The organism is Virgisporangium ochraceum, assembly GCF_016863655.1.
Lineage (GTDB): Bacteria > Actinomycetota > Actinomycetes > Mycobacteriales > Micromonosporaceae > Virgisporangium > Virgisporangium ochraceum.
In genome coordinates this window covers 1-17,968 of record NZ_BOPH01000139.1, presented here as the reverse complement: position 1 = coordinate 17,968, position 17,968 = coordinate 1, and the positions used below count along the sequence as shown (strand labels likewise).

Annotated in this window: 15 protein-coding genes; 3 read left to right on the top strand and 12 right to left on the bottom strand. The window is 74.3% G+C overall.

Annotation, left to right across the window (positions count from 1 at the left end; all coding sequences use genetic code 11):
- From Voc01_RS47295 to Voc01_RS47255, 9 genes are all read right to left on the bottom strand, one after another.
- The coding region (locus Voc01_RS47295) for a zinc metalloprotease (RefSeq protein WP_203934358.1) at positions 1 to 870 on the bottom strand (870 nt) is incomplete at its 3' end.
- A complete protein-coding gene (locus Voc01_RS47290; RefSeq protein ID WP_203934357.1) occupies positions 867 to 1,883 on the bottom strand; it encodes a lantibiotic dehydratase C-terminal domain-containing protein in 1,017 nt (338 codons plus the stop codon). The genes Voc01_RS47290 and Voc01_RS47295, both read right to left, overlap by 4 nt.
- The gene (locus Voc01_RS47285) at positions 1,876 to 4,482 is read right to left on the bottom strand and encodes a lantibiotic dehydratase (RefSeq protein WP_203934356.1); all 2,607 of its coding nucleotides are present in this window, start codon (positions 4,480 to 4,482) and stop codon (positions 1,876 to 1,878) included. The genes Voc01_RS47290 and Voc01_RS47285 overlap by 8 nt, the downstream gene beginning before the upstream one ends.
- Positions 4,483 to 4,487: 5 nt before the next feature.
- Entirely contained in the window at positions 4,488 to 6,074 is a 1,587-nt protein-coding gene (locus Voc01_RS47280) for a nitroreductase family protein (protein ID WP_373873964.1), read from the bottom strand.
- Between the two features lie 9 nt (positions 6,075 to 6,083).
- Positions 6,084 to 7,916, bottom strand: coding sequence for a TOMM precursor leader peptide-binding protein (locus tag Voc01_RS47275; RefSeq protein ID WP_203934355.1), 1,833 nt, complete (start codon positions 7,914 to 7,916; stop codon positions 6,084 to 6,086).
- Positions 7,917 to 7,918: 2 nt separating this feature from the next.
- Positions 7,919 to 10,015: a TOMM precursor leader peptide-binding protein gene (locus Voc01_RS47270; RefSeq protein ID WP_203934354.1), complete on the bottom strand. Its 2,097-nt coding sequence runs from the start codon at positions 10,013 to 10,015 to the stop codon at positions 7,919 to 7,921.
- A gap of 11 nt (positions 10,016 to 10,026) precedes the next feature.
- Positions 10,027 to 11,724: an AfsR/SARP family transcriptional regulator gene (locus Voc01_RS47265; protein WP_203934353.1), complete on the bottom strand. Its 1,698-nt coding sequence runs from the start codon at positions 11,722 to 11,724 to the stop codon at positions 10,027 to 10,029.
- A 225-nt stretch (positions 11,725 to 11,949) separates the two neighbouring features.
- Positions 11,950 to 12,144, bottom strand: coding sequence for a thiazolylpeptide-type bacteriocin (locus Voc01_RS47260; protein WP_203934352.1), 195 nt, complete (start codon positions 12,142 to 12,144; stop codon positions 11,950 to 11,952).
- An 18-nt stretch (positions 12,145 to 12,162) separates the two neighbouring features.
- Positions 12,163 to 12,357 carry a thiazolylpeptide-type bacteriocin gene (locus tag Voc01_RS47255; RefSeq protein ID WP_203934351.1) on the bottom strand — a complete coding sequence of 65 codons (195 nt, stop codon included), beginning with the start codon at positions 12,355 to 12,357 and terminating at the stop codon, positions 12,163 to 12,165.
- A 149-nt stretch (positions 12,358 to 12,506) separates the two neighbouring features.
- Between Voc01_RS47255 and Voc01_RS47250 the strand changes: the two genes are divergently transcribed.
- On the top strand, positions 12,507 to 13,727 hold the full coding sequence (locus tag Voc01_RS47250) for an amidohydrolase (protein ID WP_203934350.1): 1,221 nt from the start codon (positions 12,507 to 12,509) through the stop codon (positions 13,725 to 13,727).
- Between the two features lie 25 nt (positions 13,728 to 13,752).
- Here Voc01_RS47250 and Voc01_RS47245 read toward each other — a convergent pair whose 3' ends face one another.
- Entirely contained in the window at positions 13,753 to 14,223 is a 471-nt protein-coding gene (locus Voc01_RS47245) for a hypothetical protein (RefSeq protein WP_203934349.1), read from the bottom strand.
- A gap of 37 nt (positions 14,224 to 14,260) precedes the next feature.
- The gene (locus Voc01_RS47240; RefSeq protein ID WP_203934348.1) at positions 14,261 to 14,824 is read right to left on the bottom strand and encodes a TetR/AcrR family transcriptional regulator; all 564 of its coding nucleotides are present in this window, start codon (positions 14,822 to 14,824) and stop codon (positions 14,261 to 14,263) included.
- An 83-nt stretch (positions 14,825 to 14,907) separates the two neighbouring features.
- Here Voc01_RS47240 and Voc01_RS47235 point away from each other — a divergent pair, with 83 nt between their 5' ends.
- Positions 14,908 to 15,690: an SDR family NAD(P)-dependent oxidoreductase gene (locus Voc01_RS47235; RefSeq protein ID WP_203934347.1), complete on the top strand. Its 783-nt coding sequence runs from the start codon at positions 14,908 to 14,910 to the stop codon at positions 15,688 to 15,690.
- Here the strand turns inward: Voc01_RS47235 and Voc01_RS47230 are convergent.
- Entirely contained in the window at positions 15,632 to 16,678 is a 1,047-nt protein-coding gene (locus Voc01_RS47230) for a lysylphosphatidylglycerol synthase transmembrane domain-containing protein (RefSeq protein ID WP_203934346.1), read from the bottom strand. The two genes, Voc01_RS47235 and Voc01_RS47230, sit on opposite strands and share 59 nt — an antisense overlap.
- A gap of 42 nt (positions 16,679 to 16,720) precedes the next feature.
- Here Voc01_RS47230 and Voc01_RS47225 point away from each other — a divergent pair, with 42 nt between their 5' ends.
- Positions 16,721 to 17,785: a Gfo/Idh/MocA family protein gene (locus Voc01_RS47225; RefSeq protein WP_203934345.1), complete on the top strand. Its 1,065-nt coding sequence runs from the start codon at positions 16,721 to 16,723 to the stop codon at positions 17,783 to 17,785.
- Positions 17,786 to 17,968 lie beyond the last annotated feature (183 nt).

Sequence of the window (17,968 nt, the reverse complement as noted above, 5' to 3'; positions counted from 1 at the left end):
GGAACGCGGCCGCGACCACAGGTAGCGGCGGCTCTCCGGACCGAGCGCGACCACCCCGAGCAGGTGGCTGAGCATCTTGTAACCGTCGAGCGGCGCGACGGGCACGTAGTTGACGAGGCTCTGCGCCGTGCCGACCAGCGCCACCGCCGCCGCGAGGCCGTTGCCGGTCAGCAGCCAGCCGACCACGAACGGCGCGGTGACGACGCTGTTGAGCACCCCGCCCACCGCCGCGATGACGACGCGGCGCCCGCGCGAGGGCAGGTACTGGTAGTCCTCCACCGCGCAGCTCAACGTCAACAGGTTGATCCGCACCACCGGGCAGCCGTGGCGGGTGGCCGCCACCGCGTGCGCCAGCTCGTGCAGCATCGCGCTGACGTAGCAGACGACCACGACGGCCGCGACCGTCCGCCAGTCGCCGAACGCGGGCCGGGCGTCGTGCCACAGCTGCGGCGCCCGCACCGCGACGAGCGCGTACATGGCCGCGAACGCCACGGCGACGACGATGCCGGCCGGTCGCGAGAAGGCCCAGCCGCTGGCGCGGGCCAGCCGCCGCAACCCCGGCGCGGGGGAGATCGCCGGCGCGGCGGCACCCGTGTGCAGCAGGTCCCGCTGGTGCAGCAGCCACAGCAGCTGCGACCACTGCGCCGGCCCGAGCCGCCGGCCGAACCGCGCCGAGTACTCCGCGCCGATGTCCTCCAGCGAGCGGGTCCCGTCGAGCCGCCGGATGAGGAAGTGCTCCTTCGACGGGACCTCGAACACCCGCCCACCGCGGACCTTCAGCAGATGGATGCGGTCGGGGCCGCGCGACAGCTCCGGCGACAGCAGGAGGTCCGGCCGCACCTGTGGCCGCGCGGTCAGGAGGTCGGTCATGCCGGCACCGTCTCGCGCAGCGCGCGGCAGATCAGGTACGCCAGGTACGCCTCGTCCCGCAACGTGACGTACATCCGGTTGTTGGTCATGTGCAGGTACGGCGACAGCACCCGGATCAGCGCCTGCTCCGGGTCGGTGACCGTCACCGGCTCGGCGCCCTCCGGGAACGCGAACGTCAGCGCGCCCTCCCGGGCGAGGCCGGCCACCCGGTCCCGCAGCTCGGCGCCGTGCTCGGCCCAGCCCTTGAGCGGTACCGGGAGCCGGTGCGCCGCGCCCTCGTCGAGGGCGGCGAGGATCGGCCGGAACCGCCGGTCGAGGTCGGCGGCCATCCGGTCGTACATGCCGTCGTAGTCGATGTTGTCGACGAATCCGGCGCCGCCGAACGCGTGGTGCCAGAACCGGTGGTAGGAGTCGAAGAAGCGCACCAGGTCGGCCCGGTCGGGCAGGAACGTGCGCGCCATCACCAGCATCAGCTGGCTCGCCAGGCCCAGCACCACCGGCCGCAGGTGCAGGTTCATCGTGGCGGCCGTGTCGATGACCAGGTCGCTGGAGTGCCGGAAGTGCCACTCGGCGACCTCGACGCCGCGCGCGCCGCCGTACTTGCCGTACTCCGGCTCGTAGTCGCGGTAGCGGAAGGAGTTGTTCGGCTGCATCGACGGTGTTCCGTCGGGGTTCAGCAGCTCGTCGGGTCCGCCCTGCGGATACTCCAGCCGGAACAGCATCTCGTGCAGCTCGCCGCGGAAGCCGGCGTCCATCTCGTACAGCGCCGGGCGGGTGGTGAGGAACCGGCGGATGGCCTCCTCCGCGGCCGCGCGCACCGCGGGGGCGTCGGCGGCGGTGCGCGGCTTGAGCCGCAGCCGGACGTGCGGACCCTCCATCCAGTAGTTCAGGTAGAAGTAGGAGTCCAGCAGCCCGCGCGCGGTCAGGTCGTCGACGAGCGGCCGGATGCACTCGACCACCATCGGCCGGGCGTTGGCCCCGTAGAAGACGTGGATGCCGATCCACTCACTCATGACCGCTCCCGGGAAAGGTCTCGATGACGTACTCGGTGACGTGCCGCCCACCGCTCAGATCGCCGCCGTCCGGCAGCATCTCCCGGAGGACGACGCGGTCGTCGTCGCCGGTGGACAGCGCCTCCAGCGCCAGCAGGGACAGGTAGCTGCCGCAGTCGACGTACTGCGGCTTCGGCCGACCGGATCCACTGTGGACGGTCGCGAAGAACCGATCGGGCAGCCCGTGTTCGCGCCGGAACCGTTGCCAACCGAGGAACCAGACGGCGTCGCTGTCGCCGCCGGCGCGGCGCGGGAGCGCGGCGGCGGTCGTCGACCAGCTGCGCCGGCTGACCACCACGTCGCCGACCCGCACCCGGGGACGGGCGAGTACCCCCTCGGGCCGGGGCACGCCGCGCCACACGTCGACCGTGGCCAGCGACGTGGGGGAGAGCAGGAGCAGCGTGCGGTGCAGCTGCGGCAGTGCCATCGGCACCAGGTAGCCGAGGTAGACCGGAACGACCTCGCGGTCGAGCCGCGTGGAGCGCAGCACCACCCGGTCGGTGTCGACGTCGTGGCGCAGGTACAGGTCGCCGAGCGGGAGCTGGCACTCCGGCGGAGCGAGGCTGGTCTCGCCGGGGCAGACGACGACGTGGTCGGTGAGGCGCGCGTGCAGGTTCAGGTTCGTGGTCACCGGTCCGCCGGTCACCTCGGCGAACACCGAGCCCGGCGGCGCGACGGCGGCCGCCTGGGCGCGCAGCCGCTCCGCGAGGTCGTCGCCGAAGCAGTGCGTGAAGCGGCTGAACGGGAACGACAGCCCGCCCAGCGACTGGTTGAGCACGACGAGAGGACCGGCCACCTGCACGAGGTGGCTCTGCGGACGGAACCCGCCGAAGAGGTCGTGCAGGCCGCCGCCGATCGCGTGCAGCTCGGCGGGGTCCAGGTGGATCTCGGTGGCGCCGGGCGCCGCGTCGCTGACGTCCCGCACGTACTGGGCGAGATCCTGCCGGACCTTGTCCAGTGTGGACAGCTCGGGCCGGCCGAGCCAGTTCTCCTCCGGGTGGTAGGAGCCGTCGTCGCCGAAGGGCCGCCGGTCGGCGGTGCTGACGAGGTACTGGTCGTACAGATCCTCGTGGAAGTCCTCGACCAGGCGCAGCAGGTCGTCGCAGCGGCCGCCGGCGCCGTACCGGGCGAGGAAGAAACCGTGGAACATCACGCGGTGCGGCAGGGTCAGGTCGAAGGCGGGCAGCACGGCCTCCACGGCGGCGAGGTCCGTCCGGGCCAGCCGCCGCCACGGACCGTCCTCCATGGACAGCTCGCCGTCGAGCCGGCAGTCCTCGTACACCAGCGCCCGCGGCAGCGACACGGCCTCCGCGCCGAGGTCTGTCAGGAGGTCGCGCAGCGCCACCCGTAGGTGCCGCATCGCCGCGCGGCGCTCGTCGAGGTCGCCCGCGCGGAACCGGTCGACGAGCGTGAGCGGCCCGTCCAGGCGCCGCGCCAGGTCGGTGGCCCAGGGCCGGCCCAGGGCGGCGAGGAAGTCGCGGAGGTACCGCAACGGGTCGGGCGTGTGCACGTCGACGGCGAACCCGTCGATCTGCAGGATGCCCAGCCGCAGCAGGATCGACAGGTACTCGTCGCACCGTTGCCGGGCCGCGCCGGTCCGCTCCCGCAGCCACGCGGTGAGGTCGGCGCAGCGCATGGCGGCACCGCCGCGCAGCAGACCGGTGAGCCCGTCGAGCAGCCCGCTGCGGCGCAGGTAGAACAGGCCGTCCTGGATCGAGTCGAAGCTGACGGGCGCGCTGTCGTCGCCGGCGGTGACCCACCGCCGCACGTACCGGACGCGCTCGGGATCCTGGCGCAGCCCGGGGCTGAGCACCACCGGCAGGTCACCGCGGCGGTCGGTGTCGGCGCGGATCGCGTCGACGATCCGGGTCAGTACCACGACGTTGAGCCGGACGTTGCCCCGCCACTCCGGCGCCGGTTCCGTGGTGGCGCCGGCCGTGAACCCGCCGACCCCGATCCCGGTGAACCAGCTGAAGGGGCTGGTCTTGCACGCGGTGCGGTACAGGTACGACAGCACCGACCGCTCGACCCTGCGCAGCTTCTTCGCCGACGCGGGAGTGCCGTCGTGCCGGCCGAGCTCCTCGTCGAGCGCGGGCGAGGCGACCTGCAGACCGGCCCGCAGCCGCGGATCGTTCGCCAGCCGCCACAGCTCGGCGCGGCTGCGCGCGAGGTCGGTGTCGAGGAGGGCGGCCAGGTCGCGGTGCCGGTCCGCGATCCGCTGCCGGCCGGTCACCCAGTTCCGCAGCGGGGTGACCGCGTGCGGCGCGACCGCGGCCACCGCGGCGATCGCGGCCTCCGGGTCGGCGGGCAGCTTCCCCTGGAAGATCTGCCGGCGCAGCGCCAGCAGGCGGCGCCGGGAGCCGCTGTCGTCGTTGGCGCCGACCAGGTCGTGGAGGAGGTCGCCGAGCGGGCCCGCCGCGGCGGCGAGGTCGCTCTCGAGGTCGAGGATCTCGTCGGCGCGGTCCGTCGCATGTGGACACCGCAGCGCGGCGACGGTGTCGTAGGGCAGGCCGCCGACGCGGGCGGCGAAGTACCGGCCCAGCTGCTTCTGCGCGGTCATCGTCGTCACCGCAGGTCGTACCGGTAGTCGCTGGGCAGCGCGCGTTCGTGGCCGGCCAGCATGATGAGCAACGGGGTCTCGCCGGTGCCGTCCAGATCGAGCTCCTCGATGTAGGAGACGCCGTCGAACCCGAGCGCGACGCCGCATCCGAGGTCCAGCGCGGCCGCGGCGGTGTAGAAGCTCTGCGCCACCGCGCCGATGGTCGCGTTGACCACGTTGTAGCCGCGCGGCCCGACCGCGTCGAGCACGTCGCCGACCCGGACCGCCGGCACCACCACGACCGCGGCCTGCTCCAGGTTGTAGTTGGGCAGGAAGTAGTTGCGTTGCAGGAACATGCCCGGCGGCCCCGGCCGGATCGGGCGCAGGTCGTGCCGCGCCGGGTCGTACGCGTAGCTGCCGGGCGCGACCCCGCGCACGTGGTTGACGAAGACGTAGAGCTTCGCGAGGTGCCCGTCGCCCGGCGCGGCGACCTCGGTGGGCAGGTGCGCGACGTGCGCCGCCACGAGCAGGGCGGCGAGGTCGCCGGTCGACAGGGCACGGCTCGCGTCGAAGCGGCCGAAGCTGCTGCGGCGCCGGGCCAGCGCGTCGCGGACCGGCATGGTCGGCGGTGGCGCGGGCGGCAGCGCGACGCGGTCACCGCCCGCGGGCGGCGCCGTGGCCGCTGCAGCCGCCAGCGCGCCGGGCACCGGCCGGTCGGTGGCCGCCCGCGCCGTGGTGCGGTGGATCCGCCGGACCGGGTCGAACGTCAGCACGACCCGCGACCTCTCCTCGTCGCGGCGCCGCACGGCGACACCGTCGGGGGCCGGCCCCGTCTCCGTGGCGACCCGCGTGGACCACGGCAGCGGCACCACGGCGAACAGTCCCTCCTCGTCGGCGGGGAGGCCGAGCAGGCGTCCGAGCGCCTCCTGGTCGAACCAGAAGTGCGGCTCGACGGGCCGCCGGTCACCGCAGAGCTGCCGCCAGGTCTGCAGCACGGTGCCGACGTCCATCGAGACGGCGTGGTAGGAGAAGGTGTTGTACTTGAACGCGTTCGCCCAGTACTTCACGCCGACGACGAGGAACTGGCTGGCGTCGACCGGCACGGTGAGGGCGTCGCGCACCTGCCGCGTCACGTCGCCGGCCAGCAGCCGCTGCATCGCGTGCCGGCGGATCGAGTAGTGGTACACGCCGGGGCAGACCCCGGCGTCGGGGCTCTGCTCGATGCGCCCGCCTCCGCGGGCGCCGGGGCCGGCGACCCAGTAGATGCTGCACGGGTAGAGCCCACCGCCGGACGCGGTGCCGCGGCTCCAGTTCGCCCGGGCGTACCAGGGGTAGCCGTGCACGTCGGTGTTCGCCTGGATCGCCAGGCGCCGGCCGGTGAGCCCGTAGGAGTCGCGGAGCATGGAGGCCAGCACCGGCAGGGTGAACGTCCCCTGTGGACCGTCGCTCTCCGGTGCTGCGTCGGGAAGCGGGAACGTCAGCGCACCGGGGTAGTGCTTGGTCGGCCTCGGCTTGTCCGCCCAGTTCGGCACGAAGTCGGCGTGCGGCATCGGTACGCGGTTGCGTCGCAGGATCATCGACGCGTACTCGTGTGCGTAGGTGGTGGATGTCAACGCGTCACCTCACGGGTAGGGGTGTGGAACGAGATGCAGGTCCCCGTCGCGCAGGTCGTGGTCGGCGAGGCCGGCCCGGTGCGCGGCGGTCCGCAGGCGGGGCATGGTGAGCGCGCGTTGCCGGTCCCACCCGAAGTCGATCGGCAGCAGGCCCGGCACGGTGACCCCGGCCGTGTGCAGCCCGAGGTCGCGCTGCTCCGGCGTCGTCTGGTCGACGACGACCACGTCGAGGCCGGCGTCGGTCACCGCGCGGACGCACCGGTCGAGGTCGGCGCCGAGGTCGTCGGGATGCGGTGGCGCGAGCCGCGCGTAGGCCTCCGCGACCGGGTGCGGCCGTTCCCCGTGGTCGAGGAGGAACGACGCGTGCCGCCGCATCTCCGGAAGCCCGTACAGCAGCGGGTGGTCGTGCAGGCCCCACACCCGCGTGTAGTCGTCGACCATCGCCCGCAGCCGCGGCTCGTCGGCGCCGGCCCGCACACCGACCATCACCGCGTCGGACGCGATCTCGCACAGCGCCGCGGCGATCGCGGTCTCCGGGTCGAGGCTCGCTCCGCCGCCGAAGGCCAACGTGCCGAAGCCGCCGTCGACCCGCTCCGCCACGGCCGTGACGACCGGGATGTCGAACGTGCACCGCGTGTCGAAGAACCGGGCCCGGTAGCCGTACATCGCCAACCGGTCGACCATGAGCCGGGTCTCGACGCGCGAGCTCGTATGCGGGTCGAGCTCCGGAAGGCCGCGCCGGCCGTACCAGGCGAGCATGAAGGCGTCGCGCTCGACCGCCTCCATCAGCCCGTGGTAGACGGCCTCCGCGAGACTGCCGCCCGAGGCGCAGCCGCTGGAGTTCTCCTGGACGAAGCGCTCGGCCACCGGCGCGCAGTGGTAGTAGGCCAGCACCTCGGGCACCAGGACCGGCCGGTCGTCGCGCAGCGACCAGCCCCACACCCACGGAATCGGCCGGTCCGGCGCGAACGGCCGTACGTGCGGGTTGCGTTCGTGGAACCCGTCGGTGTACCGGCCGCAGGCGCGCGGGTCGAGCGCGTCGTCGCCGAGGTCGTCGAGCGCGGCGACGACCGCCGTGCGCCGGCCGGTCGGGCGCAGCCCCGCCGCCCGTTCCAGCCCTTCGAGGATGCCCAGCCGCAGGCTGCGCCCGTAGCCGGTGGCGTGGCCGCCCCAGAGCATCTCGCGCAGGTAGCGGTCCGAGCGCGGGTGGAACACCCCGGTCACCGGAGCGGTGGACGTCGAGGTCAGGTCGGGCCAGGGCACGGCGCCGAGCGGACCGCACACCGGGTTGACCCACGCGGTCGGCTCGACCGGATAGTCCGCCGCGTCGCGGGCGCGGAACGAGGTCGGCGTGCGCTTGGGGCCGGCCGTGAGGTCCGGTCGGGCCGGCGCGTCGGGCACCTGACGGCCGCACCGCGGGCACTCCGGGTCGGGGACCAGTGGGACCCGTCCGACGCGCAACGTCTCCAGGTCGAGGTCGAGCACGCCGTCGGACCCGGCGGCCGCGTCCCACAGCGCCCGCAGCGCGTCGGCGACGAACGGGGTCGCGTACGGCCACTCGCCGGCGGCGGTCGTGTCGCCGCCGAGCTCCAGCGCGTCGCGCAGGTCCGGCGGGCGGACCGCCTGCCACCGCCGGGCGAGGCAGCGGCCGCAACCCGTGCCGGCGACCAGCATCGCGTGCCGCCCGTACACCTGCACCCGCCCGGGGACGGTGTCGGCGGTGGCCGCCCGCTCGTCCCGGACGCCGAGCGCGTGCACGGTGTCGGCGGGATCCTCGGTGGTCAGCAGCGCAATCATCGCCCCGGTGACCCGGTGCCCCGGGTCGATGGCCGGTACCCCCATCCTCAGCCCCGGTCCGTGCGCACGGCGCGCCCGGTGCCGACGGCGGACCCGGTGCGCTCGGCGCGTCCGGTGAGCACGACGCGCACCGTGTGGAGGCCGTACGCCGGCAGGTCGGCGCCACCGACGGGCACCGCCACGGCGTCGGATCCGGCCGCCGCCACCGCGTCGAGCACGCCCCGCCAGGTGCCGGCGGCGTCGATCCGGTGCCCCGTGGTGCCGGTCGCCGCCAGGGTGTGCGGGTCGAGGTCCATGAGGAACGGGTCGCGCCCGTCCATGGCGTCCGGGTCGCCGCACTGCTGGCGGAGCTGGACCAGGCCGACGAGGTCGCACAGCGCCCGTACGGCCGCGGCGCGCCAGGAGGGATCGGCGGCGACCGCCCACAGCGGGTCGTCGCGGTGCCGGGCCAGCAGGACGTGCGCGCCGCCCGGTGCGGCGGCAGCGAGGTCGAGCAGGTCGACGGTGGTGCCGAGGTTCGCGGCGGCGCGGATCAGGAACCGCAGTTCCGGGTCGTCGCCGAGGGTGTCCAGGTGCACCGCGGTCACCGGCGCGCCCGCGATGGCGGCACGGAGCGCGGCGGACGCCAGGGCCGAGGCCAACGCGTCGCGGACGGCGGCGGCCGGGTCGAAGCCGGCACCGGCGCCGGCCCGGGACGGCTCGACGGCGCGGTCGGCGTTGGCGGCGCCGAACGGCTCGACCTCGGCCCGCGGCAGGTCGACCGGGCGCCCGTCGACGAGCGACCGCCCCACGACGGCGCCCGCGGCCACACCGAGCCGGTCGGCGTAGGCCACGGCCGCGTGGGCCAGGACGCGGGTGCGTGCCCCGACGAGGTGGTGGACGTCGAACGCGCTGATCCGCCGCGGTGTGCCGGCCGGGTCGGTGAAGACCAGCGTCGCGACCTTCACCGGGGACTGGTCCCGGCTCTCGTCGTCGTAGCGGCGGAAGACCCCCGTGTGCGGCTGTACCAGCACGTCGCGGGCGGCGAGCGCGGCCGCCGCGGCGTCGGTGTCCTCCCCGCCCGGCGGCGGGTCGAGCGTGACCGCGTCCAGCGGCACCGGCGTGGGCGGGCAGTAGACGCACGACGGGTGCGGCGCCAGCCGCTCGCTGACCACGTCGAGCGACTCCAGGTCCTGGACGATCACCGCGCCGTCGGTCTCCGCCGGCAGGGCACCGGTGGTGAGCCGGAACACCTCGAACGCGAGGAGGTTGCCGATCATCGCCGCGAGCGGTCCGGTCGGTCCATCCACTGTGGACGGTACGCCGACCGCGACCGTGCGCCACACCTCCGCGGCCGCGCCGCCGCCGTCGTTGGCGTGCAGGCGCAGCATGGCGCAGTACCAGCAGCCGCGGCGGTCGGCGCCGGTCGCGGGTCCCACGACCGCGTGGCCGCCGAACGTCCACGCCGGAACCAGCGTCGTGCCCGCCGGGACGCCGGCGGCGAGCAGGCGGTGCGTCAGCCGGGCGGCGTCGGGGCCGCCGGCGACGAGTACGACGTCGGCGCCGGCCAGGTCGTCCCAGGTGGGCTCGGCGCCGGCGGTGCTCCACTCGTCCACAGTGGACGGGACGCCGAGCTGTGCCGCCTCGGCGGCCGCGGCGCCGTCGGTGGTGCCGACAACCGCCACGCGGGCCATGCCGTTGCGTACCAGGCTCAGCGCGCAGGCGTGCGCGACCGGTCCGCTGCCGAGGACGGCGGCCGTGCTGTCGCGGAACGCGGCGAACCGGTGCGGCGCGCGGTCGGTGTAGTGGTCGATGTAGCCGATCTGGCTGGCGAACCGCTTGGCGACGTCGGCGCCGAGCACGGTGGCCGGGTCGGCCTCGTCGGCGGGGATGTCGCGGGTGAAGCCGCGCGCCATCAACGCGCCCACCAGCTCGCCGACCATGGCGCGCTGCGGGTCGGGCAGCTTCGCGCAGAGCTCGGCGACCGTGCGGCGCCCGTCGAGGAACGGGACCAGCAGGGTGGCGAGCCGGTACGCGCTCGGTGAGGTGATTTTGAACCCGCCGGAGGAGTTGTGGAACAGCACACCGTCGTAGGCGGCGGTGAACAGGACGTCGCGGCGGATCCGGGGCCTGGTGGCAGCGACCGACTCGAATGCGGTGCTCATCGGGTCTCCGTTCAGACTGGGGTGAGGGTGGAACTGCTGGCATAGGACGTCAGGAGACCGGGAACGCGGAAGAGCCCGGCGTGCTCGTCGACGAGGCTCGCGTCGACGAGCTGGTCGAGCACCGCCTCGGCGGCGTCGGGCGTCGCCTGCAGGCGATCGGCCACTGTGGACAGATCGAGCGCGTCGCCGTCGTGCGTGCCGATGCGCAGGAACGCGGAGACCAGAGCCGGGGCCAACCGGTGCACGGCCTCGTCGAACCGGCCCTGCACCGTCATGTCGGGGTCGCCGGGCAGCGCCAGCCGGCCCATCGGGTTCTCCCGCAGCCAGGCGACCGAGGCGGCGAGGTCCGCCGTCCTGGTCAGCAGCCGGGCCGCGGCGATGCGCAGCGCCAGCGGCAGGTGGTCGCACAGGTCGGCGAGCGCCGACACGGCGTCGGGTTCGGCCGCGGCGCGGTCGTCGCCGACGAGGGCGTTCAGCAGGGTGACCGACTCCGCCGGCTCGAACCGGCCGACCCGCTCGATCGTCCCGCCGAACCGCGCGACCACACCGGCGAGCCCGAACCGGCTCGTCAGCAGCACGGCGTCGCCCGGTGTCCACAGTGGTGCGACGGCGAGCGCCTGCCGCACGTCGGCGACGTCGTCGAGCACCAGCAGGCCGCGACCCGCAGAGCCGGGGCGGGACCACCGGGCCAGCTGCCCGGCCAGTTCGTCGACGCCGGCCGGTGCGCCGTCGGCGCCGTGCATGGCGAGCAGGAACTGGCCGGCCGGAAACTCGTCACGCACCACCGACGCCACCCGGCGGGCGAGCGCGGTCTTGCCGACGCCGGGGAGACCGGTCAGCACGACCACGCCCGCCCCGGCGCGCAGCCGCGCCCCGACGGACCCGACGAGCGCGGACCGCCCCACGAATCCCCGCGGTGGCTCGATCCCGGGGCTCTCCCCGGCCACCACCACGGTTTCCGGCTCCTCGACGGTGCTCTCGCCGGTGAGGATGCGCAGCTCCAGCCGGCGCAGCCGCGGACCGGGATCCACGCCGAGCTCCTCGGCGAGGAAACCCTTCACCCGCCGGTACTCGGCGAGCGCGTCGGCCTGCCGCCCGGTGCGGTACAACGCTTCGATGTGCAGCTCCGCCAGCCGCTCGTCGCCGAGGTGCGTCCGCGTCGCCTCCCACAGCTGCACGAGCGCCGACGCGGCGAGACCGAGCCGGATCTTCAGGTCGCACAACCGTTCCAGCACCCGCAGCCGCTCCTCGGTGAGCCGGGGCACGACGTCGCGGTGCAGGCTCTCGGAGGGCACGTTGGCCAGCAGCGGACCGCGCCAGAGCGCCAGCGCGCCCTCCAGGCGTACGAGCTGCTGGTCGGGTCGTGACCGCGCGTCGGCGGCACCGGCCAGTTCCCGGAACCGCACCAGGTCGGCCGTCTCCGCGGACGCGTTGAAGCGGTACCCGCCGGGCACCGTCTCGATCGACGACGCGCCGATCGCGTGCCGCACGAACAGCTGGCGCAACCGCATCGCGCACGTCTGCAGCGCCGCCCTGGCGGCCGCCGGCTGGTCGTCGCCCCAGATGGCCTCCTGGAGGGCGCCGACCGGCACGACCTCGTTGGGCCGGACCAGCAACGCGGCGAGCAGACTCGCCACCCTGGACGGTGGCAGCACCACCGAGTCGTCGCCCCGGGCGAGCGCCAGCGGGCCGAGCACGCGGAAAATCATGGGCGACAGCCCGGTAACCGAGTTTGACTGTCCGATGTGGACACTGGACCGAATGGGATCGATAGATCCATGCGGATCATCTTCGCAACCGACGTGGATTGCCGGTCAAGTACGTAGAAACGTCTACTCGACGCGGCGCGTCGCATGTGGACACCATGCGAAGACGACCGCCACCGGACCGGTGGCGGCCGCCTTCGACTCGACGTCAGACGCGGATCGGGGGGCTCAGCCGCAGCAGGACGTCGAGGAGTTCGTGCTGGTGCAGGAGGTGGTGCTGCTGGTGGTCGACGTCGTCGCGGAGCTCGAGGTCGAGGCGAGAACGGCCTCGGTGACGTCGGTGTAGTCGGCGATCGCGAAGGTCTCCGTCTCGAGGGCGGCGATCTCGGCGGTGATGAGGTCGAGGTCGGTGCGGTCGTTCATCGTCGTGTTCCTCCGGTGTCAGCCGCAGCAGGACGTCGACGAGGCGGTGCTCGTGCTCGACGTGGTGCTGCTCGTCGTCGACGTGGTCGCGGAGCTCGACGTCGAGGCCAGGATCGCCTCGGTGACGTCGGTGTAGTCGGAGATGGCGAACGTCTCCGTCTCCAGGGCGAGGATCTCGTCGGCGATGAGGTCGAGCTCGGTGCGGTCGTTCATGGAAGTGCCCCTTAGTGTTCACCCGGCCAGGCTGTCCGGTCCTGACCACAGTCCACCGCGCGGCCATCACGCATCGACCTCACGACGGCGGCGCCGGCTGACAGCGGGATGTCAGCGATCTGTGAGCGGACCGCGAAAGGGTGCGCGGGATGGAGGGTCGAATCGTCCGGGACGCCCTGGCGCTGTACCTGTTCCTGCACGCCAACCCCGAGCTGTCCGGCGCGGAGGAGCGCACCGCCGGTGCGTTCGCGGAGAAGCTGCGTGGCGCGGGCTTCGACGTCGCCACGGGGATCGGCGGGCACGGCGTCGTGGGCCGGCTCGCCAACGGAGACGGTCCCACGGTGCTGCTGCGCGCCGAGCTCGACGCGTTGCCGGTCGCCGAACGCACCGGCCTGCGGTACGCGAGCGACGCGGTCGCCGCCGACGCCGCCGCCGACGGCGCGCCGACGCCGGTGATGCACGCGTGCGGGCACGACCTGCACCTGGCCGCGCTCGCCGGTGCGGCCGAGGTGTTCGCGGCCGACCGCACGGGATGGCGGGGCACGCTGCTCGCCGTCGGACAGCCCGCGGAGGAGACGCTGCGGGGCGCCACCGCAATGATCGACGACGGTCTCTACCACCGCTGGGGGCGCCCGGATGTGGCGCTGGCGCAGCACTGCGCGCCGCTGCCGGCCGGGATGGTGGCGCACGGCGACCTGATGACCGCCGCGTGCGTCACCCTCGACATCACCATCGACGGCCGGGGCGCGCACACCGCGATGCCGTACCTGGGCGTCGATCCGGTCGTCACCGCCGCGCTCATCGTGACGCAGCTGCAGACCGTGCGGGCCCAGCAGGTCGACCCGTCCGAACCGGCGGTGCTCACCGTCGGGCGGCTGTCGGCGGGCACCCGGGCCAACGTGGTCGCCGAGAGCGCGACGATCGGCGTCACCATGCGGGCCTACTCGACCGCGACGCTGGACCGGATGCGGGCGGCCGTCGAACGGATCGCCCGCGCGGCGTGCGCCGCGGCCGGCGCGCCCGGCGGACCCCGCATCCGGGTGGTCGCGGAGTCGCCGACGAACCGTCCCGACCCGGCGGTGACGGACCGCGTCCGCTCGGCGCACGCCGACGCGTTCGGTGCCGCCCGGGTGAGCGGCTGGCCGCCGTCGCTCGCCGCCGACGACTTCCCGGCGTTCGCCGCCGACGGCGTACCCACCGGCTACTGGATGCTCGGCACCATCGGCCCCGACGAGTGGCACGCCACCACCGGCGACCGCCGGCAGATCCCCGGCAACCACTCACCCCGGTTCGCCCCGCACGCGCGGCTGGCCGTGCCCACCGGAATCGACGCCCTCACCGCGGCGGCCGGCGCCTGGCTGCGCCGGTAACCGGGCGTCAGCCGGTAACCGGGCGTCAGCCGGCCAGCGGGTACCGGTCGCCGGCGTAGCGCCGCAGCGCCGCGTCGATCCGGTCGGGGGTCTCGCGCACGTCGGAGGTGCTGAGCAGGATGATGGACGCGCGGCCGTCGACGGAGTTGCGGTACTCGGCCGGCACGCCCAGGTCGACGCCCGCCGCCGGCACGAGCACCAGCCGCGGGGGACCGTCCGGGCGCGGCTCCAGCATGATCGCCTCGACCGACCCCCAGCCGACCGAGCGGGCGAGCGCCGACTCGTCGGGCAGCCGGAGGGTGAGGCCGTGCCCGTCGATCCGGAACCGGAACGGCTTGAGCCCCGGGTAGAGGAACAGGAGCCCGACCGCACGCTGCCGGGCGCGACGAGCAGCAACTTCCAGTCGAGGATCAGCTCCGGCTGGTCGCGGTCGCGGACGATCATCGCGATCATGACGATGCCGCCGGCCAGCATCGCCGCACCGAGCCAGGTCCATCTGTGCCTGCGATGCAGCTCCACCGGCTCCCCGTTCCTCAGCTGGCGCGGCCCACTCCGTTCAGGAGCGTGTGCACGACGCGGGCGGCCAGCGTATCGGGATCGGCGGATTCCGGGGTGCCGTGCACGGTCTCGCCGATGAGCGCGTAGTAGACCCGCCGGGTCCACTCGAGGTCGGCGTCCGGGGGGAGCACACCCTGGTCACGGGCGCGGCCGAACAGCTCGACGCAGCGGCGGGCGAGGTCGCGCTGGTCGGCCTCGGCGGCGGAGCCGGGCAGGTCGGCCGCCGCGAGCGCGAACTGCCAGCTGCCCTTGGTACGGATCACGTTCGCGGTGATCTGGTGCAGCGCGACCAGCGGCGGCGCCGTGTCGGGGTGCGCGGCGTCGACGGCCTCGCGCAGGTGGCGGGCGGCGGTGACCGCGAGCGCGTCGACCAGCGCCTGCCGGTTCGCGAACCGGCGGTGCACGGTGGTGCGCGCGACGCCGGCGGCCTCGGCGACCTGCTCCAGCGACGCGGCGGGGTTGTCGGCGAGTACGCGTTCGGCCGCCTCCAGGATCGACCGGACGCTCCGCTCGGCGTCGGACCGCAACGATCTCGTCATACCCGCAACCCTACCGTCACGGCTGTAGAAAAAACTAAGACAGAGGTGTTGCAGTTATGGCGAAAACAGATACAGTTCTGTTCATGAATGACACCGCATTGATCACCGGCGCCTCCACCGGACTCGGCGCCGAGTTCGCCGTCCAGCTCGCCGCGCGCGGCCACGACCTCGTGCTGGTCGCCCGCTCGGCCGACCGCCTCGAACGGCTCGCCGCCGACCTCCGCACCCGGTACGGGGTGTCCGTCGACGTGATCGTCCAGGACCTCACCGAGCGCGACGCGGCCCGCGCGGTCGCGGCGCGGCTGGCCGCGCGTCCCATCGATCTTCTGGTGAACAACGCCGGGTTCGGCACCTCGGGCCGCTTCGAGGACATCGCCGACGGCCGCGACCAGGAGCAGCTCATGGTCAACCTCGTTGCGCTCGTCGGCCTCACCCGGGCCGTCGTCGGGGGCATGCTGGCGCGGGGCCGGGGCGCGGTGGTCAACGTGTCGTCGACGGCGGGACTGCAGCCCACGCCGTACTTCGCCACCTACGGCGCCGGCAAGGCGTTCGTGCTGAACTTCAGCCTGGCGCTGCGCTCGGAGTACCGCGGCCGCGGCATCAGGGTGCTCGCGTTGTGCCCCGGCCCGACCCGCACCGAGTTCTTCGCCACCGCGGGGGAGCGCGCCGCGATCGGGCAGAAGATGGACGCCGACGTCGTGGTGCGGGCCGCGCTGCGGGGGCTCGACCGCGACCGTGCCTACGTCGTCCCCGGGCTCGGCAACGCCCTCAACGCGCACCTCACCCCGCGGCGGCCGCGCACGCTGGTCACCGCGATCGCGAAGCTGGTCGCGCGGTCGGTACCGGACGGGCCCGCCGCAGCATGACCGCGGCCGCGCCGCCGACCGGGATGAGCAGCCAGCACGACAGCAGCCGGTAGATCAGGACGGCCGCGGCCGCCGGGGCGGCGGTCGCGCCGGCGGCGGTGAGACCGGTGACGAACGCCGTCTCGATGACCCCGATGCCGCCCGGGGTGAGCGGGATCTGCCGGACGACCTGGACACTGAGGTAGATCCCGGCGAGCGTGGTGACCGCGACCGGCAGGCCGAACGCCCGCACGACGGCGGCCAGGCACAACAGGTCGGCCAGCCATTTGGCCGTGGCGTACACGAGCACCGTCACCCAGTCCCGGGTCCGCAGGCCGGCGCCGGCCCGCCACGCCTCCCGTCCCGAGCGGGCCGCGACCCGCAGGAACCGCGCGACGCGGCCCTCGCCGGCGGGCGTCTCGTCGGTCGGCCGGGGAGAGGCGAAGCGGCGCCCGGCGACGATCACCACCGCCGTCACCGCGGTGAGCACCAGCACCACCAGCAACGGCTGCCACCGCGGTCCGCTGGTGACCACGGCGAGGCCCCCACCGGCGTACAGCGCCGTGAGCCCGCCGATCGAGGCGAGGCCCGACACGACCGCCGAGGCCACCGCGACCTCGTGGGTGGCACCGGCCCGCCCGAACTCCCGCACGGTGTACGCGGTGGCGACCGCCGCTCCGGCCGGCATCGTGTTGGCCAACGCGGTGCCGGACAGCACCACGGCCGCCGTGCGGGGCAGCCGGATCCGCACACCGAGGCCGACGAACAGGCGCTGCTGCTGCAGCGTGAACGCGCCGATCGAGGCCGCCTGCAGTGCGGCGGCGAGCAGAGCCCACGGGACCGCGAGCGCGACCGTCGCGTCGAGCACGTCCCCGGGTGCCGGCAGGCGCCCCCGCAGGCCGAAGACGGCCAGCGCGACCACACCGGCGACCACGACGAGCACCCGCGCCCACCGCCACCGGCGGGGCCGGTCGCTGCGCGGGTCGGCCTCCCGCTCCTGAACAGGCATCGCCCCGATCCTCGCAGACCGCTCACCTGGCAGAGTGGTGGCGTGCGGGTGCTCCTGGTAGGTGCGGGTCCGATGGGACGGGAGTGGCTGCGGGCCCTCGTCGACCGTGACGACGTGGAGGTGGTGGGCCTCGTCGACCTCGACGGGTCCGCCGCCCGTGCCGCGCTCGACCACCATGGGCTGACCGCGGTTCCGGTCGGCGCGACGATCGGGTCCCTTGTGGACGGTGCGCGTCCCGATTGTGTGGTCGACGTCACGGCACCGGCCGCCCATTACCCGGTGACGATGAGCGCCCTGTCGCTGGGCCTTCCGGTCCTGGGTGAGAAGCCGCTCGCCGCGACGCTGGCCGAGGCACTGGAGCTGGTCGCGGCGGCCGAGGTCCACGGCCGGCTGTTCATGGTGAGCCAGAGTCGCCGGTACGAGCCGTACGCCGCGTCCTTCCGCGCCCTCGCCGCCGGGGTGGGCCCGGTGGGCATCCTCACCGCGGCGATGTACCGCGGCCCGCGCTTCGGCGGCTTCCGCGACGAGATGGACCACCCGCTGCTGCTGGACATGTCGGTCCACGCGTTCGACGCGGCCCGGTGGTTCCTGGACGCCGACCCGGTCGGCGTCTACTGCGAGGAGTTCAACCCGGACTGGAGCTGGTACCGGGGTGCCGCCGCGGCGTCGGCCGTGTTCGAGATGACCGGCGGCGCCCGGTTCCTCTACAACGGCAGCTGGTGCAGCGACGGCCACGAGACCTCGTGGAACGGCGAGTGGCGGGCCAGCGGCGCCGCCGGCTCGGTGCTGTGGGACGGCGACGGGCCGCCGGCCGGCGACCCGTACGCGGTCCCCCCGGACCGGGAACCCGGCGAGCCCGGCATCCGGGGTGCTCTCGCCGAGTTCCTGGCCGCGCTGCGGACCGGCGCGACGCCGACCGGGGAGTGCCACGACAACCTGATGACGCTGGCGATGGTGCACGCGGCGGTGGAGTCGGCCCGGGAACGCCGGCACGTGCGCGTCGCCGACGTTCTCCAGGCCGCTCACGGCGAGGCCTGCCGGCGGGCCACCGGACCGGTCCTGGACCGGTTGCGTTCCTGGACCCGCCTGCCGCCTCCCGTCAGCTAGTGTCCCCGCCGCCACTGTCCGTCATCGCACATCTGCCGATGAGATCTGTGCCGGCCGGACGATCGCCGGAGCCGGGCCGCGACGGGTCACTCACGGTGGCATCGTCCGGGCGGCGAGCACCGGGGTGGCGTGCGCCCGTCGCCGAGGCGTCCGCCGTCGTCTAGGCGTGCGCCGATCTTGCAC